Raw genomic sequence first — 20,136 nt, 5'->3', positions numbered from 1 at the left:
TGACAAGGAGATCCAATGAGGCTTGACAGGCTAAAGGCGATGATGCCTGCCCCAGCAACCGGCGGGGACAGCATCGACTGGGCTACTGCGGAAGCGGCCCTCGGCCGGCGCTTTCCAACCGACTACCGCGAGTTCATCGAGCTCTATGGGGCGGGTACGATCAGCGACCATCTTGGTGTGGCCCATCCGGTATCCGTGAGTGGGCCGGGCGAGCGCCCAACCGATGTGGCGGAGGAGACCGAGGAGGCCCGCTTCACGTTCGGCCGGACTCGCGCAGGCCTGCCGGCGGAGGTGGTTGACGATTCGGCACTGATCGGTTGGGGGCACAGCGATGCCGCCGATGCACTCTGCTGGCTCGCCATCGGGCCCGACTCAGACCGCTGGCCGGTCGTGGTATGGAGCGACTTCGAGCGGAAGTGGCTTGTCCACGACGTTGGGATGGTCGACTTCCTGGTCGGATTGCTTGCAGGAGAGTTGGACGAGTGCCCGCTCAGTGACCTCTCCCTCTGGGGGCGTCCGAGCCAGCAGTTCATCAACTGGAGGGATGCGTAACGCAGCCAGGCGCACCAGTAGCCGGTCTGGTGATTCGCGGGTGTGTCCAGCCAACGGTTCTGGCGAGTGCGCCCCAACGCCGACCCCAGCCCGTTCGACTTCTCCACGGACACCATCGTCGCAGTCGTCACCGCCGTCGTGACCACCGTGGTCGCTGAAGGCGCAACGGCCGTCGTCGGCATCGTCACCACAGTCGGTCCCGGCCTCGTCGCCGGTGGCGATGCCCTGATCGACCTCCTCACCGAGCCGGAGCCCAAGCCAATTCCGGCTCCGCGCCCCGGAGACCGGGGGGAGAAGACAAGCGCCGACGTCAGAGGGTGTTCTGTGAGCCTTCGGGGTTCAGCTTGAGTTGGCCTCTGGGGTGGCCGGTGCCGGGTTGGTGAGGGTGAAGAGGCCGGGCTCGGGTTCGGTGAGGATGCCGCGGCTGACCAGGCGTTTCAGCTTGGCGCGGGTGCCTTCGGTGTGCCGTGCCTCGGTGCCGAGGCCGAGGGCTCGGCAGACGTCCTTGGCACGGAGTCCTTCTCCCGCTGTCTCGATGGCCGCCAGGATCGCGCAGTATCCGGGAGGCAGCGCCTCGGGTGGCCCCGTCTCGTCCTCGGCGGCCAGTTCCAGGATGGTCTCCCGGGTGATCTGCAGTCGCTTCAAGGTGTCTTCGGCGGCTGCGAGTTGTTCGGCGAGACGGGCGATCTGCTCACGTAGTTGGTCGGCTGTCTCGAGGACGAGCTGCTGCCGGGACTCGATCTTGTCCAGGAGTTCCCTCATCGACGCTCCCGCTGGTCACAGGTGCCGGACGCCAGGGTGGCGGGTCATGCCAGGTCGGGGTGGCGGCGCGGGTGAGGCGGCGGAGCATCACGTCGGTCATGGACCAGTGGATCACCGCCACCGAGCTGGCCGGCTTCGCCTCGTAGTCCCGCGCGAGCCTGCGGTGGAGCATGAGAGTGCCCAGCGTCTGCTCGACCACCCACCGTTTGGGCTCCGGTGTGAACCCTCGTGTGCCGGGCTCACGCTGGACGATCTCGACGTCGATGCCGAGGTGGGCGCCGTGCTCGACGACCGCGTTCTTGAACCCGGCGTCCGTCCATGCCTTGGTCACGGTGGGCGCGGCGCGGACGACTTTGTCCAGCAGCGCGATGCCGATCGCGTTGTCGTGGACACTCGCCGCGACCACGACGGCGGCGATGACCAGGCCGAGCACGTCGGTGGCGATGCTCCGCTTGCGGCCCGGGCTCTTCTTTCCCGGATCCAGCCCGGTCGTGTCCTTCGGGGCGTTCGTCGAGGCCCGCACGGTCTGGGAGTCCAGGACGACCGCGGTGGGGTCCTCGTGTCGCCTGCGGCTTTCGCGGACCTGCCAGCGCAGCAGGTCGTGGATGGTCTCGGCGGTCCCGTCGTCGCGCCATGCTCCGAAGTAGTAGTACACGGCGCTTTTGGGCGGCAGGTCGTGGGGCAGGTAGCGCCACTGGCAGCCGGTGCGGGCCTGGTAGAGGATCGCATTCACGATCTCCCGCATCTCGTACCGGCCCGTATGGCCGCTGACCGAGGGATGCTTCGCCTTCCACGCGGTGAGGACCGGCCGGATCAGGCCCCAGGCCTCATCAGACAGGTCGCTCGGGTACGCAGGACGCTCACCCACATCCATCAGCACACCGCGCCGACGGCCCGCTGTGAAGCACCGGAACCGGACAACCTGCCTTCAAGGACGACGAGAACCGCCCAAGACTCGCAGAACACCCTCTCAGAACTGCCAGTGCGATGGCGCGGGCTGGGTCAACTATGGCCAGGTGGACGTTGCCAATGGGGGGCGCGCTACCGGCGTCACGGCCTGCGTGGACAGCTCGTACCTGAAGTCGCACCAGGGCACCAGCACAGACGTGAAGAACGGCACCAAGCCTGCCGGCTACGACTGGGCCCGCAACCAGGTTGCTTGGTGGGGTGGGAAGGTCAGCGATGTGAACGCCTGTCACGTGCTACTGAAGTTGAATTCGTGATGTCGGTCCGTGGGTTATCAACCGTCCATGATCAGGCCAGTGACGGCGAGGCATCCATCGATGAGGTGGGGGCGGTACTGGATCTGCTTCAGGCTGCGCTTGACGGCTCGGGCGAGCTGGTCGAGGTTGGCGGCGGCGAGGTTGCCGATGGTGCGCTTGACCAGCGACCAGACGCCCTCCTGCGGGTTGAGGTCCGGTGCGTAGGAGGGGAGTTGGAAGACGGTCAGCCAGTCCATGCTCGCCTGGACGAACTCCTGCATCGGCGGCATCAGGTGGGCGCGCAGGTTGTCCCACACAAGCACGATCGGGCCGCCGAGCTGGATGTGCGCGCGGATGAGCAGGTCCCGGTAGTCCTGCCAGGTCAGGCCCTTCTTCTCGCCCTTGCGGCCGCGGTAGACGTGGAAGCTGTAGAACATCCGGGATCGCTGACCGGGTTTGTAGCAGCTCAGCCCCGCCATGGAGACCCGGCCGGCTCCCCGCCCGCGCACCCGCACGACCGGAGTGTAGCCGAGCCTGCCCCAAGTTCTGGCGCGCGGCGGCCTCATCGACTGCCCGGCTTCGTCCTCAAAGACAAGCCAGGCCCCGCGGGCCGCCGCGGCGCTTTTACCCGCGGCCACGTGTCCTTTTTCCACAACTCGACGGCCGCGTCGTCGCGCTCGATGGCCCGGCGGGCCGGCTGCTGCCAGGACCAGCCGTGCCGCTTGAGCAGGGCCCAGGTGCCCTCCACGGTGTAGGAGACGTGGAACAGCCGGCCGATCAGCGTCTTCACCCGTGCGAGAGTCCACCGCTGGTCCTCCCAGCCGTGGGCCAGCGGACCACGCTCCAACTCCCGCTCCAGGCGGGCGATCTGGGCGTCGGACAGCTTGGGGCGACCAGGCGAGCCCTTCGAGGAGATTCCCGCCGCACCACCCTCGCGCCACTGCCGGCGCCAGCGCTCCACCGACCGCACGCTCACCCGCAGTGCGGCCGCGATCTCCCGGTTCTTCTCGCCGCGCTCGAAGCGTTCCACGGCCTGTTGCCGGATCCGCTCCCGCGCGGCCCTCTCCGCGTCGGTCAAACCGCCGCCCTGTGCATACCTCACAGCACACGACTACCGGGACCGACCCTCCACCGGCGGGCGAACGCTACTGCTTCACCCATGCGAGCGACATCACCAATTCAACTTCAGTAGCAGCTCAGCCCCGCCATGGAGACCCGGCCGGCTCCCCGCCCGCGCACCCGCACGACCGGAGTGCAGCCGAGCCTGCCCCAAGTTCTGGCGCGCGGCGGCCTCATCGACTGCCCGGCTTCGTCCTCAAAGACAAGCCAGGCCCCGCGGGCCGCCGCGGCGCTTTTACCCGCGGCCACGTGTCCTTTTTCCACAACTCGACGGCCGCGTCGTCGCGCTCGATGGCCCGGCGGGCCGGCTGCTGCCAGGACCAGCCGTGCCGCTTGAGCAGGGCCCAGGTGCCCTCCACGGTGTAGGAGACGTGGAACAGCCGGCCGATCAGCGTCTTCACCCGTGCGAGAGTCCACCGCTGGTCCTCCCAGCCGTGGGCCAGCGGACCACGCTCCAACTCCCGCTCCAGGCGGGCGATCTGGGCGTCGGACAGCTTGGGGCGACCAGGCGAGCCCTTCGAGGAGATTCCCGCCGCACCACCCTCGCGCCACTGCCGGCGCCAGCGCTCCACCGACCGCACGCTCACCCGCAGTGCGGCCGCGATCTCCCGGTTCTTCTCGCCGCGCTCGAAGCGTTCCACGGCCTGTTGCCGGATCCGCTCCCGCGCGGCCCTCTCCGCGTCGGTCAAACCGCCGCCCTGTGCATACCTCACAGCACACGACTACCGGGACCGACCCTCCACCGGCGGGCGAACGCTACTGCTTCACCCATGCGAGCGACATCACCAATTCAACTTCAGTAGGGGCTCAGCTGTCGGGATCCGGCACCAACCCGGCCAACCTGGTCACCTGTGGCAGCGACGCCAATTCCTACGTTGGGAAGAAGAAACCGAGCAGCTCCGACCCGGGCCCCATGGACAGCATGTTGACCTTCGAGGACAAGGTGAGGAGTCAGATCGACGCTGGGAACACGGTGCTCTACGAGGTGATCCTGTACTACGAGGGCAACCGGAACGTGCCATACAAGATCGAGATGTCCTACATTGCCTGGGACAAAGACGGCCATCTGATCGGCGCGGACCGTGGCAAGACGCCGAACTTGATCTACACCGCAGGGAGCGGCTGGAAGAATCTCGGCAAGTCGATCCATAGCGGCACCGGGGAGGATGCCGGGCAGTACGGTGACTGACCGAACCGCGCGACCCCAAGGAGGAGACATCGACATGGTCCACCCGACCATCACGCGCCTCTCAGCCCTACTCGGGGATTCGAACGGGCTAGGTTCTGTCCAGCGGATCATGGTCGGAGCCAGAGACGGATCGCTGCGACGGTGACCGTGCCGTGGAAGACGTAGGCCCGCTTGTCATAGCGGGTCGCGACGGCACGGAAGGTCTTGAGTCGGTTGATCGTGCGCTCGACCTCGTTGCGGCGCTTGTAGGCCTCCTTGTCGAACGAGGGTGGGCGCCCGCCCCTGCTGCCGCGACGGCGGCGGTTCGCCCGCTGGTCCCGAGGTTCCGGGATGGTGTGCTTGATCTGGCGTCTGCGCAGGTAGCAGCGGTTACGGCGGGAGCTGTACGCCTTGTCGCCGCTCACCCGGCCAGGTCGCGTGCGCGGGTGCCCACCGCCCGGGCGCGGGACGCGGATGCGCTCCATGACCGGTATGAGCTGAGGGGCGTCGCCCCACTGACCCGGCGTGATCAGCAGGCCCAGTGGGCGGCGCCCGCCCTCGCCGGCCAGGTGGATCTTCGTCGTCAGCCCGCCCCGGGAACGCCCGAGTCCTTCATCGGGGCGGTGCTGCCGGGGCGTCGTTCTTTTCCCGGGACGCGTGGCGGCGTCTTCCGGGCTCCGGCGGCGTGCTGATGGGCCCGGCAGGAGGTGGAGTCCACGCTCACCATGCTCCAGTCGAGCCGGCCCGCCGCGTCGGCATCGGCCTGGACGGCCCGCAGGATCCTGTCCCACGTGCCGTCTGCGGACCATCGCCGGTGCCGCTCGTAGACCGTCTTCCAGCTGCCGAAACGCTCCGGAAGGTCTCGCCACGGGACACCGGTGCGCTGCCGGAACAGGATCCCGTTGATCACTCTGCGGTGGTCGTTCCAGCGCCCGCCCCGTCGACCGCTCCCCGGCAGATGCGGTGCCAGTCGGGCCCATTCATCGTTCGTCAGATCACCCCGCCCCATGCCGGGCACAACGAGCCCGGCATGGAAAAGTCACATGATCCGCCGGACAGGCCCTAGGCGACACTGTCGATTGGGATGAGCTGGCACAGGCTACAGGCCTGCGGCTACCCGCTGACTACCGCGACTTCGTCGCGCTCTACGGCGGCGGCGAGCTGGACGAGTATCTCGGCGTCAGCACGCCGCCGGTGGCCGGTTCCCCGTACGGCGACCTCGTAGACGGACTGGATTTCGACCCAAGAGAAGAGCTGGTCCCTACTGGAACCTCCCCGGAAGACCTGAAGGAAGGGAGGCTTCTCCCCTTCGCGAGGACCTCCAATGGCGACGTGGTCTTTTGGCTCTGCGACACCCGGGAGCCGGACAGTTGGGATGTCGTCGTCTTTAAGCGCCAGCCCCGTTTTGGGGAGGAACGCTGGATCCGCTTCGAGGCGGGCTTCGGCGAATTCCTCCTCGGCACCCTCTGCGGCACGCTGCCGAACCCGTTCAGCGACAGAGGCTTCGCTGAGCCCCTGCATGCCTACCGCAACTGGCGGCAGCCGCTCTGACTCGCACGGTGTACGTACGGTTTTCAGCGGGCTGACCTCCTGACTCGGCCGGCGAGCTCCGGCTGCATGCCGGTTCCGAGTATGACTTCGAACAGGTCGGTCAGCTGGTCGGCGTAGTGCTCGGCGTTGTGGCGCAGGAAGGTGGCGGCCTCGTCGGGGGTCCAGCAGGTGCGCTCGGCGGCGCGGGGCCGGGCCGGGACGGAGTGCTTGGCCGGATTGTAGCGCAGCCCCCAGGCGCGCACCGCGGCGTTCAGGGCGTTGCGCAGGGTGGAGACGATCCGGTAGACGGTGACCTTGCCCCGCTCCACGCACGCCTCGTAGCCGGCGTACGTGTTCGGCGCGAGCTCCTCCTTCTTCACGGCCAGCCACTGCCGCAGGAAACTCGCCACGGTCGTGCGCCGGTCCTCGTACACCCCGCGCAGCTCACCGTCCAGCACCGCCCTCATCTCCCGGGCCGCCTCCGCACGGCTGGCGAACCCGCCCCGCCGGCGGGTCTTTCGCTTCCCGTCCTCCGGGGCCAGGTCGACGCAGTACGTCCACGACCCGTGACCCGCCTCCTCCAACAACCGCACACACCACGGACCCAACTGCCTCCCGTGACCGTCCGAACAACCACACCGCCGGTACACCCGACCACGCTGCGCACGCTGTCCCATGAGCTTCCCCTTCTCTCGGACTGGGTGGTGCCTCTGGGGCAAGAGTGGCTGCCGTGTCGGGTGTGGCGGCAGAGCGTGCGGGGCGGTGCGCGAAGCACTCAGATCCAGACGGCGAAGACACGCTCAAGACGACACACCGCCCGGAAGATCACCATCCGTAGCCGGTGGGTATGCGACCGTGATCCGCTCGCAGGAACCGGTGCTGCAGGCCGGCCGGCGTCGTCGACGCAGCGGCTGTCGGAATCGCACGGCCGTGCTTGCTGAAGGTCCGACAGATCTCGGTCACCGGCAGTAGCTGCGGCGGGGTCGTTGACCCTGGGACCACTTTGGGACCACACCCGATGAGCGCCCATGAACGCTGATGGTCGAAAACGGACGCTTGTGCGCAAAGTAAACACTGGGCCATCGTCAGCAGTTCGTGGCATCACTTCCGCCGAGAGTCTCCAACTCACGTGTACCTCATGGCAGTTGAGCAACAAAGAAGCCGGGTCCTTGAGGCCCCGGCTGCCGACAATAGTTGAACCCCTTGACTGGGGGTCAAGGGGTCGCAGGTTCAAATCCTGTCGTCCCGACTGTGAAGTCGGTTGTGAGAGCCGGTACTTGGGAAACCGAGTGCCGGCTCTTTCTGTTGTTCGGTCAGGTGGTGGTCGCATGGTGATCGCCGCGCCACATCGGCCAGGTCGCTGATGGTTCATCTGTTCGCTGCGGTTGGTGTGCGGGCAGTTGCCGGTGCGGGCGGGGGTTCTGGTGCCAGGGGCGCTGGGCGCGACAGGTGGGTCGGCCGAGGGCTGCGCGGTCGGCGTTGTCGAGGATCCAGGCGACGGCGTCGACGGCTGCGCGGGCGGCGGGGAAGGTCAGGTCGGTGTAGATGTTCGCGCTGGTGGACAGGGTGCGGTGGCGCAGGGTTTTGGAGACGACGGGCATCGGGACACCGGCCGCGGTGGCGAAGCTGGCGGTGAGGTGGCGCAGGTCGTGCAGGGCGATGCGGGGGACGCCGGCTTTGTCGCAGAGCAGGTGGAAGCGGTCGAGGACGTGCTTGGGGTGCAGGGGGCGGCCGTGGCGGTGGAAGACGTAGCCGCCGGCGGGTGTGATCTGGCCGAAGGGCGGGGATGAGGTCCTGTTCGACGTAGGCGCGGTAGCGGGCCATCGTGGTGGGCTTGAGGTGCAGTTCCTTCTCGTCCAGCCAGTCCCGCAGGTACTCGGCGGTGCGTTGCCGTGGGTCGGTGATGACGCACAGGGCCAGGCCCTCGTTGAAGCGGCGCAGTGCGGTGCGGGCGTCGAGTTCGTCGGGGAAGCCAGCGCGGCGGACGGTGTGACGGTGGCCGTCGACGGGCGGGGTGTCGACGGCGAAGGCCCAGGTGCCGTGGCGGGGGTCGACCGCGAGGCGGGGACAGGCGGTGCCGAGCTGGCGGCGGTGGTCGTCGCGGCAGCCGCAGCGCCGGTAGACGCGGCCTCGGTCGTTGCCGGGGTTCGGTGAGCAGCGCATGGTGATCGCCTCGAAGGATCGCGCGCGGGGTCGTTCTTGCTCTTCCAGTCTGCCTCCGCGGGGCGACCACCGTGCGACCACCAAGCTCGCAGAATGCCTGTGACCTGCGGGTCTCCCTTGACCAGCGGCAAAGGGAGACCCGCAGGTCCGTTCGATCGTCGGGGCCGACTCAGAGGAGGCGGTCGTGGTGGGTGGCGGCGGTGTCGCGGACGAGTTGGGCGAAGCGTTCGCGGCTGCGGTTGTCGTGCTGCTCCGCCTGTGCGTCGTCCCAGTCCTGCGCGTCGTCGGTGTCGTTCTCGCCGGCGTAGTCGTCGTATTCGCTGTGGAGGAGCCAGCAGGCGTGGATGCCGGTGAGGAGGTCTTCGAGGAGGTCGCGGGCGGGGCGCTTGGGGTCCAGCGGTGTCAGGCGCAGCAGGACGTCTTCGAGATCGAGGCCGTCGTCGCTGCTGCGGGCGAGGGTCTGCTCGACGTCGTCGAGCTGCTCGCGGAGGGCACCGGGGTCGGGCAGCAGGCCGTCGGCGACGTGCATGGCGTGGCGGACGAGTCCGGTGACGGCTTCGTGTGGGGTGGCTCCGTCGTCGATGAGACCGAGGACGAGGGTGGGGGTTTCGTGGGGGAGGGCTTCGATGTTGTCGGCTTCCTGGACGACCTGGACGGGGTTGTGTCCGGAGGTGTCGGCGGTGACTTCGGCCGCTGCGGCGAGCCAGTGCGCTGCGGCGACGGCGGCGGCGGTGGGGTCGATGTCGGAGAAGAGTCCGGCCGGTCCGAAGGGGGCCTGCTGGAGGAAGCGGTCGGCGGCGGCGGCCTGGACGGGGGAGGCGTGGCCGTCGGGACGGCTGGTGGTCATCAGCAGGCGGGGCAGCTCGACGTGCTCGAAGGCATGCAGGCCGAGCAGGGGCCTGCCGGGGTCGCGCGGTTCGGAGAAGGTGAGGTTCTTCGCGGGGCGCTCCCCAGCCCGGGGCGGCGGATGATCTCAGCTTTCGCGGCTGTGCTCCGTCAACTGGTATGCCAGCATGAGGAGGTCGGCTGCTTCTTTCGAGTCGGGGACGGCGTGGTGCAGGAGGGCGAGGGCCTCCTCGCGGTGGCGGGCCGTCTGTGTGCGGGCCCAGCTGCGGCCTCCGGCGGCCTCGACCAGCGTGGCCAGTTCTGCGGGAGTGGCCCCGCTGTCGGCGGCGTAGGCGGTGCGCAGGTGCTCCCCGGCCGGGGTGCCGGATCGGAGGGCGGCGACCACGGGCAGGGACTTCTTGCGTACGGCGAGGTCGGCGCCTGCCGGCTTTCCGGTGCGCTCCGGGTCGCCCCAGATGCCCAGCAGGTCGTCGGTGATCTGGAAGGCGAGCCCCAGCCTGCGGCCGAAGGCGTCCAGCTGGACCACCCGGTGCTGCGGGGCAGCGGCCGCGTGGGCGCCGAGCGCGGCGGAACAGCCCAGCAGCGCACCGGTCTTGGCCTCGGCCATCGTGACGCAGTCGGCCAGCGTCACCGTGCTGTCGATCTCGTAGGCGCAGTCGGCGTGCTGGCCCTCGCACAGCTCGATCACGCATGCCGCCAGGCGTACCGAGGCCGCCGCGTCGGCCAGTATCCGAAACGCCAGGGCATGCAAAGCGTCCCCGGCCAGCAGAGCGTCGTTGACTCCGAAGACGCGCCATGCGGTGGGCCGGTGTCGTCGCAGCTCGTCGCGGTCCATGACGTCGTCGTGCAGCAGCGTGAAGTTGTGCACGAGTTCGACGGCGGCCGCGGCGGGCAGCGCCATGGTGTCGTCGCCGCCCGTCGCACGGGCTGCGGCCAGCACAAGCGCAGGCCGCAGGGCCTTCCCAGGCGAGGCGTCGATCGGGATGCCGTGCTCGTCCCACCAGGCCAGCTGGTAGCCGGCGACGAGCCTCATACGGCCGGGGAGGCTAACGACGGCGTCCCGCAGCACCGGTTCGACGGCGGCCCGGGTACGTGCCAGCAGCGAGGCGGCTGCCGCTGCGCGCGGGGTGGCCGGCTCGGTCATGAGACGCCGACCCGCGGGGAGGAGGACGCGGCGGGATCGGTGCGGCGGGTGATGATGCTGTAGACGGATGCCTTGTCCTGGGCGAGGGAGGCGGAGAAGCTCACCGCCATCTCCCGCAGTTCCTCTATCGGACCGGTCGCCCCGTCCGGGAAGTGCTGTTCGATGTTGAGTCCGACCTTCTGGAACCAGTGGATGATCTCCGCGTTGGACGGCATGATCCGCATGTCCTCCAGGAGCAGGCCGTGTTCCTCCAGGACGCGGACGAAGTACGCCGGGGACTTGCGGTTTCCGCAGGCCAGCCGGTCGACCAGATCGGGGATGGTCGATGTGTACTGTGCCAGGTCGTCCTTGTAGAGGGTGTCCGATATGACCAGCAGAGCGCCAGGGCGCATGCGCGTCGACACGGCGCGCACCGATGCCTCGAAGACGTCGTTGAGAAAATGCGTGTACACCCCGCGCACGATCACCAGGTCGTAGGGGACCTCTGGTTCGGGCAGCAGGTCGACGTCCTGGCCGTCGCACAGGAACAGCCTGACGCGGTCTGCGGCCTGGGGCTCCTGGGTGAGCCGGTGGGCGCAGTGCTCCAGTTGCCGCCGGCTGATGTTGACGGCGTCGATGTGGTGCGCCTCGGGGAACCGCTGGGCCAGGTGGCAGGAGAGGTAGCCCCAGCCGCATCCGAGGTCGAGGATGCGGCGTACAGGCGGGCAGTCGGGCCGGGTGAGGCCGGCGATGGTCAACTGGCGCTCGAAGTGGCGAAGTTCGGCCGGTCCGACCGGGCCCGGGGTGGGGCCTTCGGTGAGTTCGTCCGCGTCGAAGAGGCCGAACTGGAAGAGGAGGGTGTCCGAGCCGAGGGCCTTCTGCCACATCCAGACGGGATCGTCGTAGGTGTACTCGACCTTGGGGCGGTAGGAGTTGGGGCGCGGGCCGTCGATCACGTGGATCACGGCGGGCGGGGGCTGGGGGTCGCGCGTCATCGGGGGCTCCGGTCGTCGCTCGGCCTGGCCGGGGTACGGCATCGAGGGCCGCGTCGCCAGGCGGCCCGTGCATCAGGCAGGGAGCGGTGGGGTGCTGACAAGTAGATGCCTGTCCGGTGGCGGTGGGCAACGGCAGCCGGGGGCGCGCCCGGTCACACGCGCCGCACCAACGCTACGCACGCCGGCGTCGCGCGCCAGCGCGCCCCCATGTCCGGTGGAACGCGGTGCACGGCGGGGTTGACGCGGGGCCCGGAAGGACAGAACATCCCACGTGCTGCGGAGACACGCCGGACCTGGCGGTCCCGTTCAGCTGATCGCGTCGGGTGTCAAGTGTGATGCGCGGCGGTGAGGAGGGGCGGTGCAGCCTGCCTTCGTCATCTCAGGACTCATCGGGTTCGTCTTCGGTCTGCTGTGGATCGCCCTGTCGGTCGTGCAGGGCCACCGGGACCGTCGTTCCCCGCTGCCGCCGCTGGTGCTGTGCGGCATCTTCGCCTGGGACGGCTTCATGCTTTTCGGCGTCACGACGGCGTGGAGCCTGACCTATGCCTTCGAGCCGTTCCTGGTCGCCTTCGAGATCTACCTGTTCTGGCTCTTCTGGCGCTACGGGCCCGCCGACTACCCCGGGGTCCCGCGCCGGCGCCTCATGCTGTCCGTGCTGATCGCACTCGTCGTCACGGCGACGGCCTTCCAGCTCGCCGGACGTGCCCTGGGCGACCAGTACGGCGTGACGACGGGGATGATCCTGCAGACGGCGACGCCTGTGCTGTGCCTGGCGCAGCTGCGCCGCCGGGGTTCGGCGATAGGCCAGTCGGTACCGGGCGCGGCGTGCCTGCTGATCGCCTTGACGGCGCTCAGCGTCGGCGCCGTCGCAGCGCCACCTGGGGGCGGCCACCGACAGCTCAACCTGTGCCTCGGCGTAGCGCAGGTGGTACTGCAAGCGGCGTACCTGCGCTCGTTGACCGGCATTGCCCGCGCAGAGCGAGACGCCGACCGTGCTGCCGGCGGGCTTCCCGTCGGCACTCGGCCAACACCTCACGGGGAGCCCGACATATGACCGGCAACGGCAGCCCTGCCCCCCTGTTCCCGGCCGCGATCCGCCTCAACCCCGGTGCCGAGAAGGCCGAGCAGGACATGTGGCACTGGCTCGACGAGTTCGGCCTGTGCCGATCCCCCGAGGCGCGCGCCAACGTCCGCCGCTCCCGAGTCGCGTACTGCATCGGCCTGTACTACCCGTCCGCGCCCCTGGAGGTCCTCGTCCTCATCACCCGCTTCACCGGCTGGTCGCTGCTGATCGACGAGGAGTTCGACGCAGGTCCCGCACGAGACGACCCCGGCGCCTGCCTGAGCGCCGTCACCGCGCTGCTCGCTCCCTTCACTCCCGCCGCCCCACACAGCCCGGCCCGCAGGGAACCGGTCGGACGCGGCGGGCACCGCGCCATGGCCGACGCGGCCGCCGCCTTGTGGGGGCAGCTGGCGCCGATCCGCTCACCGGCCTGGACCGCGCGGTTCTGCGCCCACCTGGCCAACTGGCTGTGGGGCTTCTACGGCGAGACCGTCGACCGGGCCGTCCACCGCCTGCCCGAGCCGGCGGAGTACCACGAGCGCCGCCGCGAGATGTTCGGCGTGCCCTGGTACCTCGACCTGTGCGAGGTCGCCTGCGCCGTGGACCTGCCTGACGCCGTCCACCGCCTGCCGGCCTTCCGCACCCTGTATAGCGCGGTCTGCGACACCACCGCCCTGTGCAACGACCGGGTCTCCGCCGACCGCGAGCGAGCCAGCGGCTACCTCCACAACGCCGTCACCATTCTCGAACACCACCGCGGTTGGACACCGCGGGAAGCGGCGGCCCACGTCGACCGGATGATCGCCGACGGCGCTGACCTCATCACCGCCGCGCGCCGCGACCTGCCGCGCCAGCTCGACCTGGCGGGGCTGCCCCGAGCGAGCGCCGCGGACGCCCTGCGCTGCGCCGACGCCTACCTCGATGTCGTGCGGGGCAACCACTCCTATCACCGCACCAGCCCGCGTTACACCGACCTGGGCAGCCTGCCACCGGGCGGATGTCCGGCCGAAGGGTTCGCCCGCAATGCCGAAGGGAGGCCCTTGTGACCGACCGGGCCCCCGCGGCCGACGGCTCCTGCCCGCACCTGCCCGACGGTCCCCGTCTCACCGCTCCCCAGCTGCGCGCCATGGAAACGGAGCACCTGCTCGCCTCCTGGGAGGCGTACGCCCGCACCTACGGACCGGTCTTCACCCTCCATACCGAGGACACCGCGCCCCGCGTCTACGTCGGCGACCCCACCGCCATCCGGCAGCTGTTCATCAGCGACCGCACCACCTGGCACGCCCGCGGCACCCTCTACTTCCGCCCCGTCATCGGCACCCAGGCCCTGCCCTACCTCACCGGCGAGGCCCACCGCACCATCCGGCTCCTGCTGGCCCCGCCCCTGCACGGCGAACCTTTGCGCGCCCTCGGCCCCGCCCTGGACGCCATCATCATCACCGTACTGGACCACCTGCGAGGACGCCGAAAGCCCCTGATCGACGTCACCCGCGACATCACACTGCGGCTGATCGTCCGTGCCGCCTTCGGGGAACTGGCACCGCACCGCCACGAACACTGCGTCCACCTGCTCACCGAGATCATGGACCTGATGTACGAACCGGCGGCCACCTCCGGGAGCGACCCCGAGGGCCTCCTACGGCAGATCGGGAGCCTGGTCCAGCAGGTCCAGGACTTCGTCACCCAAGAGGCCGCCGCCGCACGCGAAGCGCCCGCCGCCCACCGCAACGACCTGGTCTTCCACCTCGCCACCAGCCAAGCGGCCCCCGCCGACGAGCAGATCCGCGGACACATCATGAGCTTGCTCATCGCCGGCCACGACACAACCGCCAGCGCCCTGGCCTGGGCTCTGTATCAACTGGAACTCCACCACGACGTACGCCACCGCCTGCACACCGAACTCGCCCGGCTCGGCACCGCCCTTACACCGGCCAACACCGTGAAGCTTCCGTATCTCAACGCCGTCTGCGCCGAGACCCTGCGCCACGGCTCCGTCGTCCCGGCCGGCCTCGCCCGCGTCACGCCCGCCGACCTCGACTGGAACGGCTACAGCTTCCCGGCCGGCACCGAACTCGTCCCCGCCATCCACCTCGTGCACCGCCGCCCCGACCTCTACCCCGACCCCGAGCGCTTCGACCCCGAACGCTTCCTGAACCACAAACCCCCCGGCACCCACTACCTCCCCTTCGGCACCGGCACCCGCCGCTGCCCCGGCGCCGAACTCGCCGAATTCGAACTCCCCCTGGCCCTCGCCCGCCTCACCCGCGCCCCGGGCCTGCGCCTTATCGCGGCCGTCCCGGGCCTGAGAACGGTGAAGAACGGACCCACCATGACCACCCCGACCAGCCTGCAGGTCACCCTCGACACCCCACCCACGCCACACGCCACGGACGCCCGGGACACCCAGCCATGAACCGGACAGCACACATCGGCACCTACTACGACATCATCACCCCACTCCTGGAACACCTGTGGGGCGGCAATCTCCACATCGGCCTGTGGCCCGACGCCACGGCAGACCAACCCGCCGAGGACGACACCGCCGCGGTCGCCGCGGCCGGCGACCGCCTCACCGACCTCCTCCTCAGCGAACTGCCGCTCCATCCCGGCCACCGATTCCTGGACGTCGGCTGCGGCACAGGCCGCCCAGCCAGGCGCCTGGCCCGCACCACCGGAGCCCATGTCACCGGCATCACCATCAGCACCACCCAGGTCCAACTCGCCACCTCCCGCACCGAAACCGCCGGCCTCAGCCACCTCGCCCGATTCCAGTACGCCGACGCCACCGACCTGCCCTTCCCCGACCGGTCCTTCGACGGCGCCTGGGCCATCGAGTCCCTGCTCCACATCCCCGACACCCGCCGAGCCCTTGCCGAACTCAGACGTGTCCTCACCCCCGGCAGCCCTCTGCTGATCAGCGACATGATCCTGCGCGCTCCCGACCCCGAACGGCACGACCACTCCTCCCTCACACCGCTGACCGCTCTGCGCACCCACCTTGAAGCCAGCGGCTTCCAGATCGAGAAGATCACCGACCTGGACGAGCACCTACGGCACTCCCTCCGCCGCCTCGACGCCGACCTCAACCGCCAGCGCCGGCACCTCAGCGACATCCACACCGCCCAGGCCACCGACGCCCTCACCCGCATCCTCCGCAAGACTCTCTCCGGCATCGGCACGACCTTCGGCTACGTCGCCGTCGCGGCGTGTTGACGGCATCGTCCCCATCGTGGGTCAGCGGGCTGGAATACTGCCGCCATGGTGAATCGACTGGCCCATGCCCAGTCGGCTTGTCTCCAGCAGCACGCCACCAATCCCGTGCACTGGTGGGAGCGGGGAGAGGAGGCGTTGTCAGAAGCGGCAAGGCGGGACGTGGGTGGCGAAAGTCGACACGTTCTCGCCGGACCAGGACCCTTTGACGGTCCCGGGCAACGCGCTGGGGCGTAGGCAACTGCACCCGCGAGGCGACGAGTTCGGTGTCATCGGAACGGTGACAGGCACCGGCGACCAGGCGGTGAACGAGCTCTCGGCTGCGTGGCGCGACCTTGTCGATGAGTACCAGGCCGTAGGGCTCAAGGACGTCGGATGCCATACCGACGGCGCGTTCATCGACGGCCCCGGCGTGGTCCCGCCGGCTCTGCTGCTCCTTCACTGCGCCCAGCCGGCCGACACGGGCGGCGAGAGTGTCCTGGTGGACGTCGCGGCGCTGCTCGAAACAGCCCAGCGCGCGGACCCAGCTCTGCTGCGTGAGCTCCTACGACCGCAGTTCACGTTCTGCCGGGACGAGCTGGTAGCCGTGTACCCGCCTGTCGTCCGGCAGCGCACCCCTGCGGCCGTGAGCGTCCGCTGGCGCTTCGACAAGGCCGTCTACGGCATCGAGCGCGCGCTCGCGGCCGCCAGGGCGTTCCACGACCGATACGTCCTCAACGCTCCAAGGACCGAGATCCGCCCCTGGCCAACCGGGCAACGCATCCACGTGCCTACCATGCCTCCGACTTCTACCAGCCCCTCCCTTTCGGTATCCACCAAGGTCCGGTGCAGCTGTCACTGGGCGCCAAGATCGCTGCGGAGGCGGACCTGACCGAGCCGTCATCTCTATAGTCAGGGTCGGGTGGGGTCCAGCGTTGTGGGCGCACGGCACCCGCGTGAGTGGCGCGGGGCGGCGGGCCGAAGGGCCGGATGTCTACCGCCCGTTACTCTGGCCGGGAATGCTCGCCGCCAACCCGGCGAGCATTCCCGGCCAGAGTATCCGTGCTGTGACCGTACGGGCCTTGCCGGTCCGGGTGATGCCGCGCCAGCGGCGGGTCTCACCAGGGAGATGCTGGCTCGAACCCTCGGGCGGAGAGCACCGCGCAGACGGACTCAAACAGGTGTTTGTCATCCACGCGCGGATTTTATCGCCAACCCGGCCCGCCGTCGGCCGCCAAGGGCGACTCGTCGCGTGCCTTTCCGGCCATTGCGGGTGAGACTCCGGCTCGGACCGATGGGTGCCGTTCGGTCCGGCCGGGGTGTGTGTCTCCTGGGTGCCGTGCCGGCGTGTGCTGTCCGGGGCGCACCCTGTGCGCTGCGGTGTTCCCGGCCGGGAGCCGCGCGCGTCCCGGGCTCAGAGTTTGAACATCGCGGCATAGGGCGGGGTGATGCGCTCGCGTCGCGATCCGAAGTCGACGAGTACCGCGATGTCGCCGCCGCCTTCCACTCCGATGGCGCGTCCGAGGCCGTAGGTGTCGTGGGTGACGCGGTCGCCGACTGCGAAGTGCTTGCGCGGCGCTTCGATCCGGGTCTTGAAGGGACTGGTGGGTAGGACGCGGCGAACTGCTACAGGTTTCGTCATCCCCTACAGTATGCGCCGAAAATCGCGGAGTGGGATTTTTCCGGCAGGCTCGATTTTTTCGGCCGCGGCAAGAATTTCGCGCACGCCGCTCGCAATGGTCACCGGTGGCACAGCTGGCGCCGGTGGTCGCGGTGCGGGCCCGGCGGGCGGCTCGGGGCCTGCACGACCCGCCCGCCGGGGAGCCGGGCGGCGGGCTCCGAAGGTGCTGATAGCTGGTGCCCGACTGCGCTGCCAATCAGTCGTGTTGACGGTCCTGCGGCCTCGTGGTCGGCGGCGCCCGGCGCGAAGCGCCGCAGAACTGGGGTCGGAATATCCGCCCGCGGCGGGCTCGGACCTGCTACAGTCATGCTAGTTGCAGTAGTGGTTCCCATGAACTTTGTGTGCGCCTGCTGATGTTTCGCAGGCGCATTTTTGTTTCCCGGCTCTTCCCCGGGTGGGTGCTCATCGCGGCGACTCGGAGCGCGCACTGTGCACGCTTCGGACAGCCCCTTGAAGGAGAATTTTTTTATGGCTAATGGCACTGTGAAGTGGTTCAACGCGGAAAAGGGCTTCGGCTTCATCGAGCAGGAGGGTGGCGGCGCTGACGTGTTCGCCCACTACTCGAACATCCAGGCCAACGGCTTCCGTGAGCTGCTCGAGGGCCAGAAGGTCGAGTTCGACGTCACGCAGGGCCAGAAGGGCCCGCAGGCCGAGAACATTCGTCCGCTGTAGTTTCTGCCACGGCACCCGCCTAGCAGCGAGGGGCCCGCACCGCGTACATGATGCCCGGTGCGGGCCCCTCGGCATTGCGCCACGACGCACATCCCCGGCCGTTTCCGGCCTCCTGGCTCCGCCACCGGCGGCCATCCCCACGCGAGACGCCCCGCGCCGCGTCCGGATCGGCGCCCTGCCGTGACACCCACGGTTCGAGGATCCTCCGCTCCCGCCCTTGGCGGTGAGCGCGGTCCTGAGGTGACGTGCCGCACGGTTTCACCGTCCACGCCCGGCCCTCTCCATACTTTCGGCCCGTTCCTCGCGATCTCCTGCCGGCGCCCGGCGCTGCGGAGCCGCCTCGTGACGTGCCGCCCCAGGAAGGTTTTCCATGAAGCGCTCCAGTCGCTCCCCGTACCAGAACACCAACTCCCGATCCTCGGCCTCCGCCCGCTCCGGCAGTTCCCACGGATCCCGCTCCGGCGGCAGCTCCTTCTACGGCGACCGGCCCACCGGCGGCCGGAACTCGCGTCAGGGACACTCCCTGCAGGGCGAGTTCGCGATGCCGGTGAGCACCACCCCGGCGCTGCCGGCCGTCGAAGCGTTCGACGAGCTGGACATGCCGAAGGCGCTGCTGTCGGTGCTGACCCGGCAGGGCGTCACCGCGCCGTTCCCGATCCAGGCCGCCACGCTGCCGAACTCGCTGGCCGGTCGTGACGTCCTCGGCCGGGGCCGCACCGGCTCCGGCAAGACCATCGCGTTCGGCCTCGCCGTGCTGGCCCGTATCGCCGGCCGGCGCGCGGAGCCGCGCCGTCCGCTGGCCCTCGTGCTGGTGCCCACCCGCGAGCTCGCGCAGCAGGTCACCGACGCCCTCACCCCGTTCGCCCACGCTGTGCGCCTGCGCATGGCGGCCGTGGTCGGCGGGATGTCGATCGGACGCCAGGCCCACGCCCTGAACCAGGGGGCCGAGGTCGTGGTCGCCACCCCCGGTCGCCTCAAGGACCTGATCCAGCGCGGTGACTGCCAGCTGGACGGCGTCGGCGTCACAGTCCTCGACGAGGCGGATCAGATGGCCGACATGGGCTTTTTGCCGCAGGTCACCGAGCTCCTCGACCAGGTCGCCGAGGGCGGCCAGACGATGCTGTTCTCCGCCACCCTGGACCGCAACGTCGACAGGCTGGTCCGCCGCTTCCTGAAGGATCCGGTCACCCACTCGGTGGACCCGTCCGCAGGCGCGGTCAGCACGATGGAGCACCACGTGCTGCACGTGCAGAACTACGACAAGGCCGCCACGATCGCGCACATCGCCTCCCGCGAGGGTGGCGTGATCATGTTCATCGACACCAAGCACGGCGCCGACCGCCTGGTCCTCGACCTGCTCGCCTGCGGGGTGAAGGCCGCCGCCCTGCACGGCGGCAAGTCCCAGCCGCAGCGCACCCGCACCCTGGAGCAGTTCCGCACCGGCCAGGTCACCGCGCTGATCGCGACCAACGTCGCCGCCCGGGGCATCCACGTCGACGGCCTCGACCTGGTCGTCAACCTCGACCCGCCGAGCGACCACAAGGACTACCTCCACCGCGGCGGGCGCACCGCCCGCGCCGGCGAGTCCGGTACGGTCGTCACCCTGGTCCTGCCCAACCAGCGCCGCGAGATGGCCCGCATGATGACCACGGCCGCCATCACCCCCGTCACCACCCGCGTCAGCGCCGGCGACGACGACCTGGCCCGCATCACCGGCGCCCGGGTGCCCACGGGCATCCCCACCGTGATCGCCGCTCCCGTCGTCGAACGCTCCCGCCGCAGCGCGTCCACGAGTCGCGGCCGGCGCGGCCGCCCCGCCCACGCGGGAGTCGACACCCGCGCAACCGCCGCGGGCCGCGAGAACAAGGGCTCCTCCGGCCGCCGCCGGGCACCGCGCCGCGTCGCCCTTGCCGCTTAGGACGTGCCGTGGGGCCAGGGACTGGCGCCGCAGTCCCTGGCCCCACCACTCGCCAAGCGACGAACATTCTCGGCCTGCTCCGGCGCACCCGCCGGCCGTCCCACCGTCAGCGCCCTGCCTACCGCCGGTCCCGGCGGTGGATACGCGAAGGAG

At 69.6% G+C, this 20,136-nt stretch carries 25 protein-coding genes and 3 pseudogenes; 14 read left to right on the top strand and 14 right to left on the bottom strand.

From position 1 onward, the window contains the following. The first annotated feature begins 15 nt into the window (after positions 1 to 15). Together AB2U05_RS07750 and AB2U05_RS07745 are read left to right on the top strand one after the other, a co-directional pair. Positions 16 to 552: an SMI1/KNR4 family protein gene (locus AB2U05_RS07750; RefSeq protein WP_369182846.1), complete on the top strand. Its 537-nt coding sequence runs from the start codon at positions 16 to 18 to the stop codon at positions 550 to 552. 66 nt (positions 553 to 618) lie between these two features. Next, the gene (locus tag AB2U05_RS07745; RefSeq protein ID WP_369182844.1) at positions 619 to 900 is read left to right on the top strand and encodes a hypothetical protein; all 282 of its coding nucleotides are present in this window, start codon (positions 619 to 621) and stop codon (positions 898 to 900) included. On the opposite strand, the gene AB2U05_RS07740 is transcribed toward AB2U05_RS07745, so the two are convergent. Next, positions 892 to 1,314 (bottom strand): hypothetical protein, encoded by a 423-nt coding sequence (locus AB2U05_RS07740; protein ID WP_369182843.1) that lies wholly within the window; start codon positions 1,312 to 1,314, stop codon positions 892 to 894. The two genes, AB2U05_RS07745 and AB2U05_RS07740, sit on opposite strands and share 9 nt — an antisense overlap. A gap of 49 nt (positions 1,315 to 1,363) precedes the next feature. Next, positions 1,364 to 2,182, bottom strand: a pseudogene (locus AB2U05_RS07735) (IS5 family transposase); the annotation flags it as partial. A gap of 148 nt (positions 2,183 to 2,330) precedes the next feature. Here AB2U05_RS07735 and AB2U05_RS07730 point away from each other — a divergent pair. Then, entirely contained in the window at positions 2,331 to 2,537 is a 207-nt protein-coding gene (locus tag AB2U05_RS07730) for a hypothetical protein (protein ID WP_369182842.1), read from the top strand. Positions 2,538 to 2,554: 17 nt separating this feature from the next. Here AB2U05_RS07730 and AB2U05_RS07725 read toward each other — a convergent pair whose 3' ends face one another. The 4 genes and pseudogenes from AB2U05_RS07725 to AB2U05_RS07710 form a co-directional block, all read right to left on the bottom strand. Beyond that, positions 2,555 to 3,082, bottom strand: coding sequence for a transposase (locus AB2U05_RS07725; protein WP_369185921.1), 528 nt, complete (start codon positions 3,080 to 3,082; stop codon positions 2,555 to 2,557). Then, the gene (locus AB2U05_RS07720) at positions 3,079 to 3,618 is read right to left on the bottom strand and encodes a winged helix-turn-helix domain-containing protein (protein ID WP_369182841.1); all 540 of its coding nucleotides are present in this window, start codon (positions 3,616 to 3,618) and stop codon (positions 3,079 to 3,081) included. The genes AB2U05_RS07725 and AB2U05_RS07720 overlap by 4 nt, the downstream gene beginning before the upstream one ends. 86 nt (positions 3,619 to 3,704) lie before the next feature. Further along, positions 3,705 to 3,884: pseudogene (locus tag AB2U05_RS07715) on the bottom strand (IS630 family transposase); the annotation flags it as partial. Next, entirely contained in the window at positions 3,809 to 4,348 is a 540-nt protein-coding gene (locus AB2U05_RS07710) for a winged helix-turn-helix domain-containing protein (RefSeq protein WP_369182841.1), read from the bottom strand. The gene AB2U05_RS07710 and the pseudogene AB2U05_RS07715, both read right to left, overlap by 76 nt. Between AB2U05_RS07710 and AB2U05_RS07705 the strand changes: the two genes are divergently transcribed. After that, complete coding sequence (locus AB2U05_RS07705) at positions 4,336 to 4,824, top strand: hypothetical protein (RefSeq protein ID WP_369182840.1); 489 nt, start codon at positions 4,336 to 4,338, stop codon at positions 4,822 to 4,824. The two genes, AB2U05_RS07710 and AB2U05_RS07705, sit on opposite strands and share 13 nt — an antisense overlap. A gap of 107 nt (positions 4,825 to 4,931) precedes the next feature. Here AB2U05_RS07705 and AB2U05_RS07700 read toward each other — a convergent pair. Beyond that, positions 4,932 to 5,812 (bottom strand): IS5 family transposase gene (locus AB2U05_RS07700; protein WP_369182839.1). Its coding sequence is split into 2 segments (ribosomal slippage): positions 4,932 to 5,440 and positions 5,440 to 5,812, totalling 882 coding nucleotides; the frame shifts between segments, so codons are not numbered across the junction. 80 nt (positions 5,813 to 5,892) lie between these two features. Here AB2U05_RS07700 and AB2U05_RS07695 point away from each other — a divergent pair. Then, positions 5,893 to 6,354, top strand: coding sequence for an SMI1/KNR4 family protein (locus AB2U05_RS07695; protein ID WP_369185920.1), 462 nt, complete (start codon positions 5,893 to 5,895; stop codon positions 6,352 to 6,354). A 23-nt stretch (positions 6,355 to 6,377) separates the two neighbouring features. Here AB2U05_RS07695 and AB2U05_RS07690 read toward each other — a convergent pair whose 3' ends face one another. From AB2U05_RS07690 to AB2U05_RS07680, 3 genes and pseudogenes are all read right to left on the bottom strand, one after another. Next, the gene (locus AB2U05_RS07690) at positions 6,378 to 6,800 is read right to left on the bottom strand and encodes a hypothetical protein (RefSeq protein WP_369186066.1); all 423 of its coding nucleotides are present in this window, start codon (positions 6,798 to 6,800) and stop codon (positions 6,378 to 6,380) included. Further along, positions 6,801 to 7,010 (bottom strand): annotated as a pseudogene (locus tag AB2U05_RS07685) (Arm DNA-binding domain-containing protein); the annotation flags it as partial. A 636-nt stretch (positions 7,011 to 7,646) separates the two neighbouring features. Further along, positions 7,647 to 8,057, bottom strand: coding sequence for a hypothetical protein (locus tag AB2U05_RS07680; RefSeq protein ID WP_369185919.1), 411 nt, complete (start codon positions 8,055 to 8,057; stop codon positions 7,647 to 7,649). A gap of 115 nt (positions 8,058 to 8,172) precedes the next feature. Here AB2U05_RS07680 and AB2U05_RS07675 point away from each other — a divergent pair, with 115 nt between their 5' ends. Next, positions 8,173 to 8,487: a hypothetical protein gene (locus AB2U05_RS07675; RefSeq protein ID WP_244178710.1), complete on the top strand. Its 315-nt coding sequence runs from the start codon at positions 8,173 to 8,175 to the stop codon at positions 8,485 to 8,487. Between the two features lie 178 nt (positions 8,488 to 8,665). On the opposite strand, the gene AB2U05_RS07670 is transcribed toward AB2U05_RS07675, so the two are convergent. The 3 genes from AB2U05_RS07670 to AB2U05_RS07660 all read right to left on the bottom strand — a co-directional run bounded on the left by AB2U05_RS07670 (position 8,666) and on the right by AB2U05_RS07660 (position 11,460). Next, positions 8,666 to 9,343: a hypothetical protein gene (locus tag AB2U05_RS07670; protein WP_369182838.1), complete on the bottom strand. Its 678-nt coding sequence runs from the start codon at positions 9,341 to 9,343 to the stop codon at positions 8,666 to 8,668. 126 nt (positions 9,344 to 9,469) lie between these two features. Next, a complete protein-coding gene (locus AB2U05_RS07665; RefSeq protein ID WP_369182837.1) occupies positions 9,470 to 10,486 on the bottom strand; it encodes a polyprenyl synthetase family protein in 1,017 nt (338 codons plus the stop codon). Next, positions 10,483 to 11,460, bottom strand: a complete 978-nt coding sequence (locus tag AB2U05_RS07660; RefSeq protein WP_369182836.1) for a cyclopropane-fatty-acyl-phospholipid synthase family protein — start codon at positions 11,458 to 11,460, stop codon at positions 10,483 to 10,485. The genes AB2U05_RS07665 and AB2U05_RS07660 overlap by 4 nt, the downstream gene beginning before the upstream one ends. A 358-nt stretch (positions 11,461 to 11,818) precedes the next feature. Between AB2U05_RS07660 and AB2U05_RS07655 the strand changes: the two genes are divergently transcribed. From AB2U05_RS07655 to AB2U05_RS07630, 6 genes are read left to right on the top strand one after another with little or no spacing between them, the layout of a single operon-like run. Further along, entirely contained in the window at positions 11,819 to 12,514 is a 696-nt protein-coding gene (locus AB2U05_RS07655) for a hypothetical protein (RefSeq protein ID WP_045694363.1), read from the top strand. Further along, complete coding sequence (locus tag AB2U05_RS07650) at positions 12,511 to 13,569, top strand: terpene synthase family protein (RefSeq protein WP_369182835.1); 1,059 nt, start codon at positions 12,511 to 12,513, stop codon at positions 13,567 to 13,569. The genes AB2U05_RS07655 and AB2U05_RS07650 overlap by 4 nt, the downstream gene beginning before the upstream one ends. Further along, the gene (locus AB2U05_RS07645; protein ID WP_045694358.1) at positions 13,566 to 14,936 is read left to right on the top strand and encodes a cytochrome P450; all 1,371 of its coding nucleotides are present in this window, start codon (positions 13,566 to 13,568) and stop codon (positions 14,934 to 14,936) included. Before AB2U05_RS07650 ends, AB2U05_RS07645 begins: the two co-directional genes overlap by 4 nt. Next, on the top strand, positions 14,933 to 15,736 hold the full coding sequence (locus tag AB2U05_RS07640; RefSeq protein WP_052706769.1) for a methyltransferase domain-containing protein: 804 nt from the start codon (positions 14,933 to 14,935) through the stop codon (positions 15,734 to 15,736). Before AB2U05_RS07645 ends, AB2U05_RS07640 begins: the two co-directional genes overlap by 4 nt. 45 nt (positions 15,737 to 15,781) lie before the next feature. Further along, entirely contained in the window at positions 15,782 to 15,970 is a 189-nt protein-coding gene (locus tag AB2U05_RS07635) for a DUF255 domain-containing protein (RefSeq protein ID WP_078859756.1), read from the top strand. Beyond that, complete coding sequence (locus AB2U05_RS07630) at positions 15,900 to 16,604, top strand: TauD/TfdA family dioxygenase (RefSeq protein WP_369182834.1); 705 nt, start codon at positions 15,900 to 15,902, stop codon at positions 16,602 to 16,604. Before AB2U05_RS07635 ends, AB2U05_RS07630 begins: the two co-directional genes overlap by 71 nt. Before the next feature lie 522 nt (positions 16,605 to 17,126). Here AB2U05_RS07630 and AB2U05_RS07625 read toward each other — a convergent pair. Next, positions 17,127 to 17,354 (bottom strand): hypothetical protein, encoded by a 228-nt coding sequence (locus AB2U05_RS07625; RefSeq protein WP_078859755.1) that lies wholly within the window; start codon positions 17,352 to 17,354, stop codon positions 17,127 to 17,129. A gap of 507 nt (positions 17,355 to 17,861) precedes the next feature. On the opposite strand from AB2U05_RS07625, the gene AB2U05_RS07620 reads away from it, so the two are divergent. Beyond that, positions 17,862 to 18,065, top strand: coding sequence for a cold-shock protein (locus AB2U05_RS07620; protein ID WP_045694354.1), 204 nt, complete (start codon positions 17,862 to 17,864; stop codon positions 18,063 to 18,065). 370 nt (positions 18,066 to 18,435) lie between these two features. Then, positions 18,436 to 19,983, top strand: coding sequence for a DEAD/DEAH box helicase (locus AB2U05_RS07615; RefSeq protein ID WP_045694353.1), 1,548 nt, complete (start codon positions 18,436 to 18,438; stop codon positions 19,981 to 19,983). The last annotated feature ends 153 nt before the right edge of the window (positions 19,984 to 20,136 follow it).

It is taken from the genome of Streptomyces sp. Y1 (assembly GCF_041053115.1).
In the GTDB taxonomy this organism is placed as follows: domain Bacteria; phylum Actinomycetota; class Actinomycetes; order Streptomycetales; family Streptomycetaceae; genus Kitasatospora; species Kitasatospora rubellomurina.
This window is presented reverse-complemented; position numbering and strand designations above follow the sequence as displayed.

Bases quoted from the DNA above. Each gene is read 5' to 3' on its own strand.
- AB2U05_RS07620 (WP_045694354.1), top strand. From the start codon at position 17,862: ATGGCTAATGGCACTGTGAAGTGGTTCAACGCGGAAAAGGGCTTCGGC.
- AB2U05_RS07650 (WP_369182835.1), top strand. From the start codon at position 12,511: ATGACCGGCAACGGCAGCCCTGCCCCCCTGTTCCCGGCCGCGATCCGC.
- AB2U05_RS07690 (WP_369186066.1), bottom strand. From the start codon at position 6,800: ATGAGGGCGGTGCTGGACGGTGAGCTGCGCGGGGTGTACGAGGACCGG.
- AB2U05_RS07640 (WP_052706769.1), top strand. From the start codon at position 14,933: ATGAACCGGACAGCACACATCGGCACCTACTACGACATCATCACCCCA.
- AB2U05_RS07725 (WP_369185921.1), bottom strand. From the start codon at position 3,082: ATGAGGCCGCCGCGCGCCAGAACTTGGGGCAGGCTCGGCTACACTCCG.
- AB2U05_RS07665 (WP_369182837.1), bottom strand. From the start codon at position 10,486: ATGACCGAGCCGGCCACCCCGCGCGCAGCGGCAGCCGCCTCGCTGCTG.
- AB2U05_RS07635 (WP_078859756.1), top strand. From the start codon at position 15,782: ATGGTGAATCGACTGGCCCATGCCCAGTCGGCTTGTCTCCAGCAGCAC.
- AB2U05_RS07670 (WP_369182838.1), bottom strand. From the start codon at position 9,343: ATGACCACCAGCCGTCCCGACGGCCACGCCTCCCCCGTCCAGGCCGCC.
- AB2U05_RS07615 (WP_045694353.1), top strand. From the start codon at position 18,436: ATGAAGCGCTCCAGTCGCTCCCCGTACCAGAACACCAACTCCCGATCC.
- AB2U05_RS07740 (WP_369182843.1), bottom strand. From the start codon at position 1,314: ATGAGGGAACTCCTGGACAAGATCGAGTCCCGGCAGCAGCTCGTCCTC.
- AB2U05_RS07660 (WP_369182836.1), bottom strand. From the start codon at position 11,460: ATGACGCGCGACCCCCAGCCCCCGCCCGCCGTGATCCACGTGATCGAC.
- AB2U05_RS07625 (WP_078859755.1), bottom strand. From the start codon at position 17,354: ATGACGAAACCTGTAGCAGTTCGCCGCGTCCTACCCACCAGTCCCTTC.
- AB2U05_RS07750 (WP_369182846.1), top strand. From the start codon at position 16: ATGAGGCTTGACAGGCTAAAGGCGATGATGCCTGCCCCAGCAACCGGC.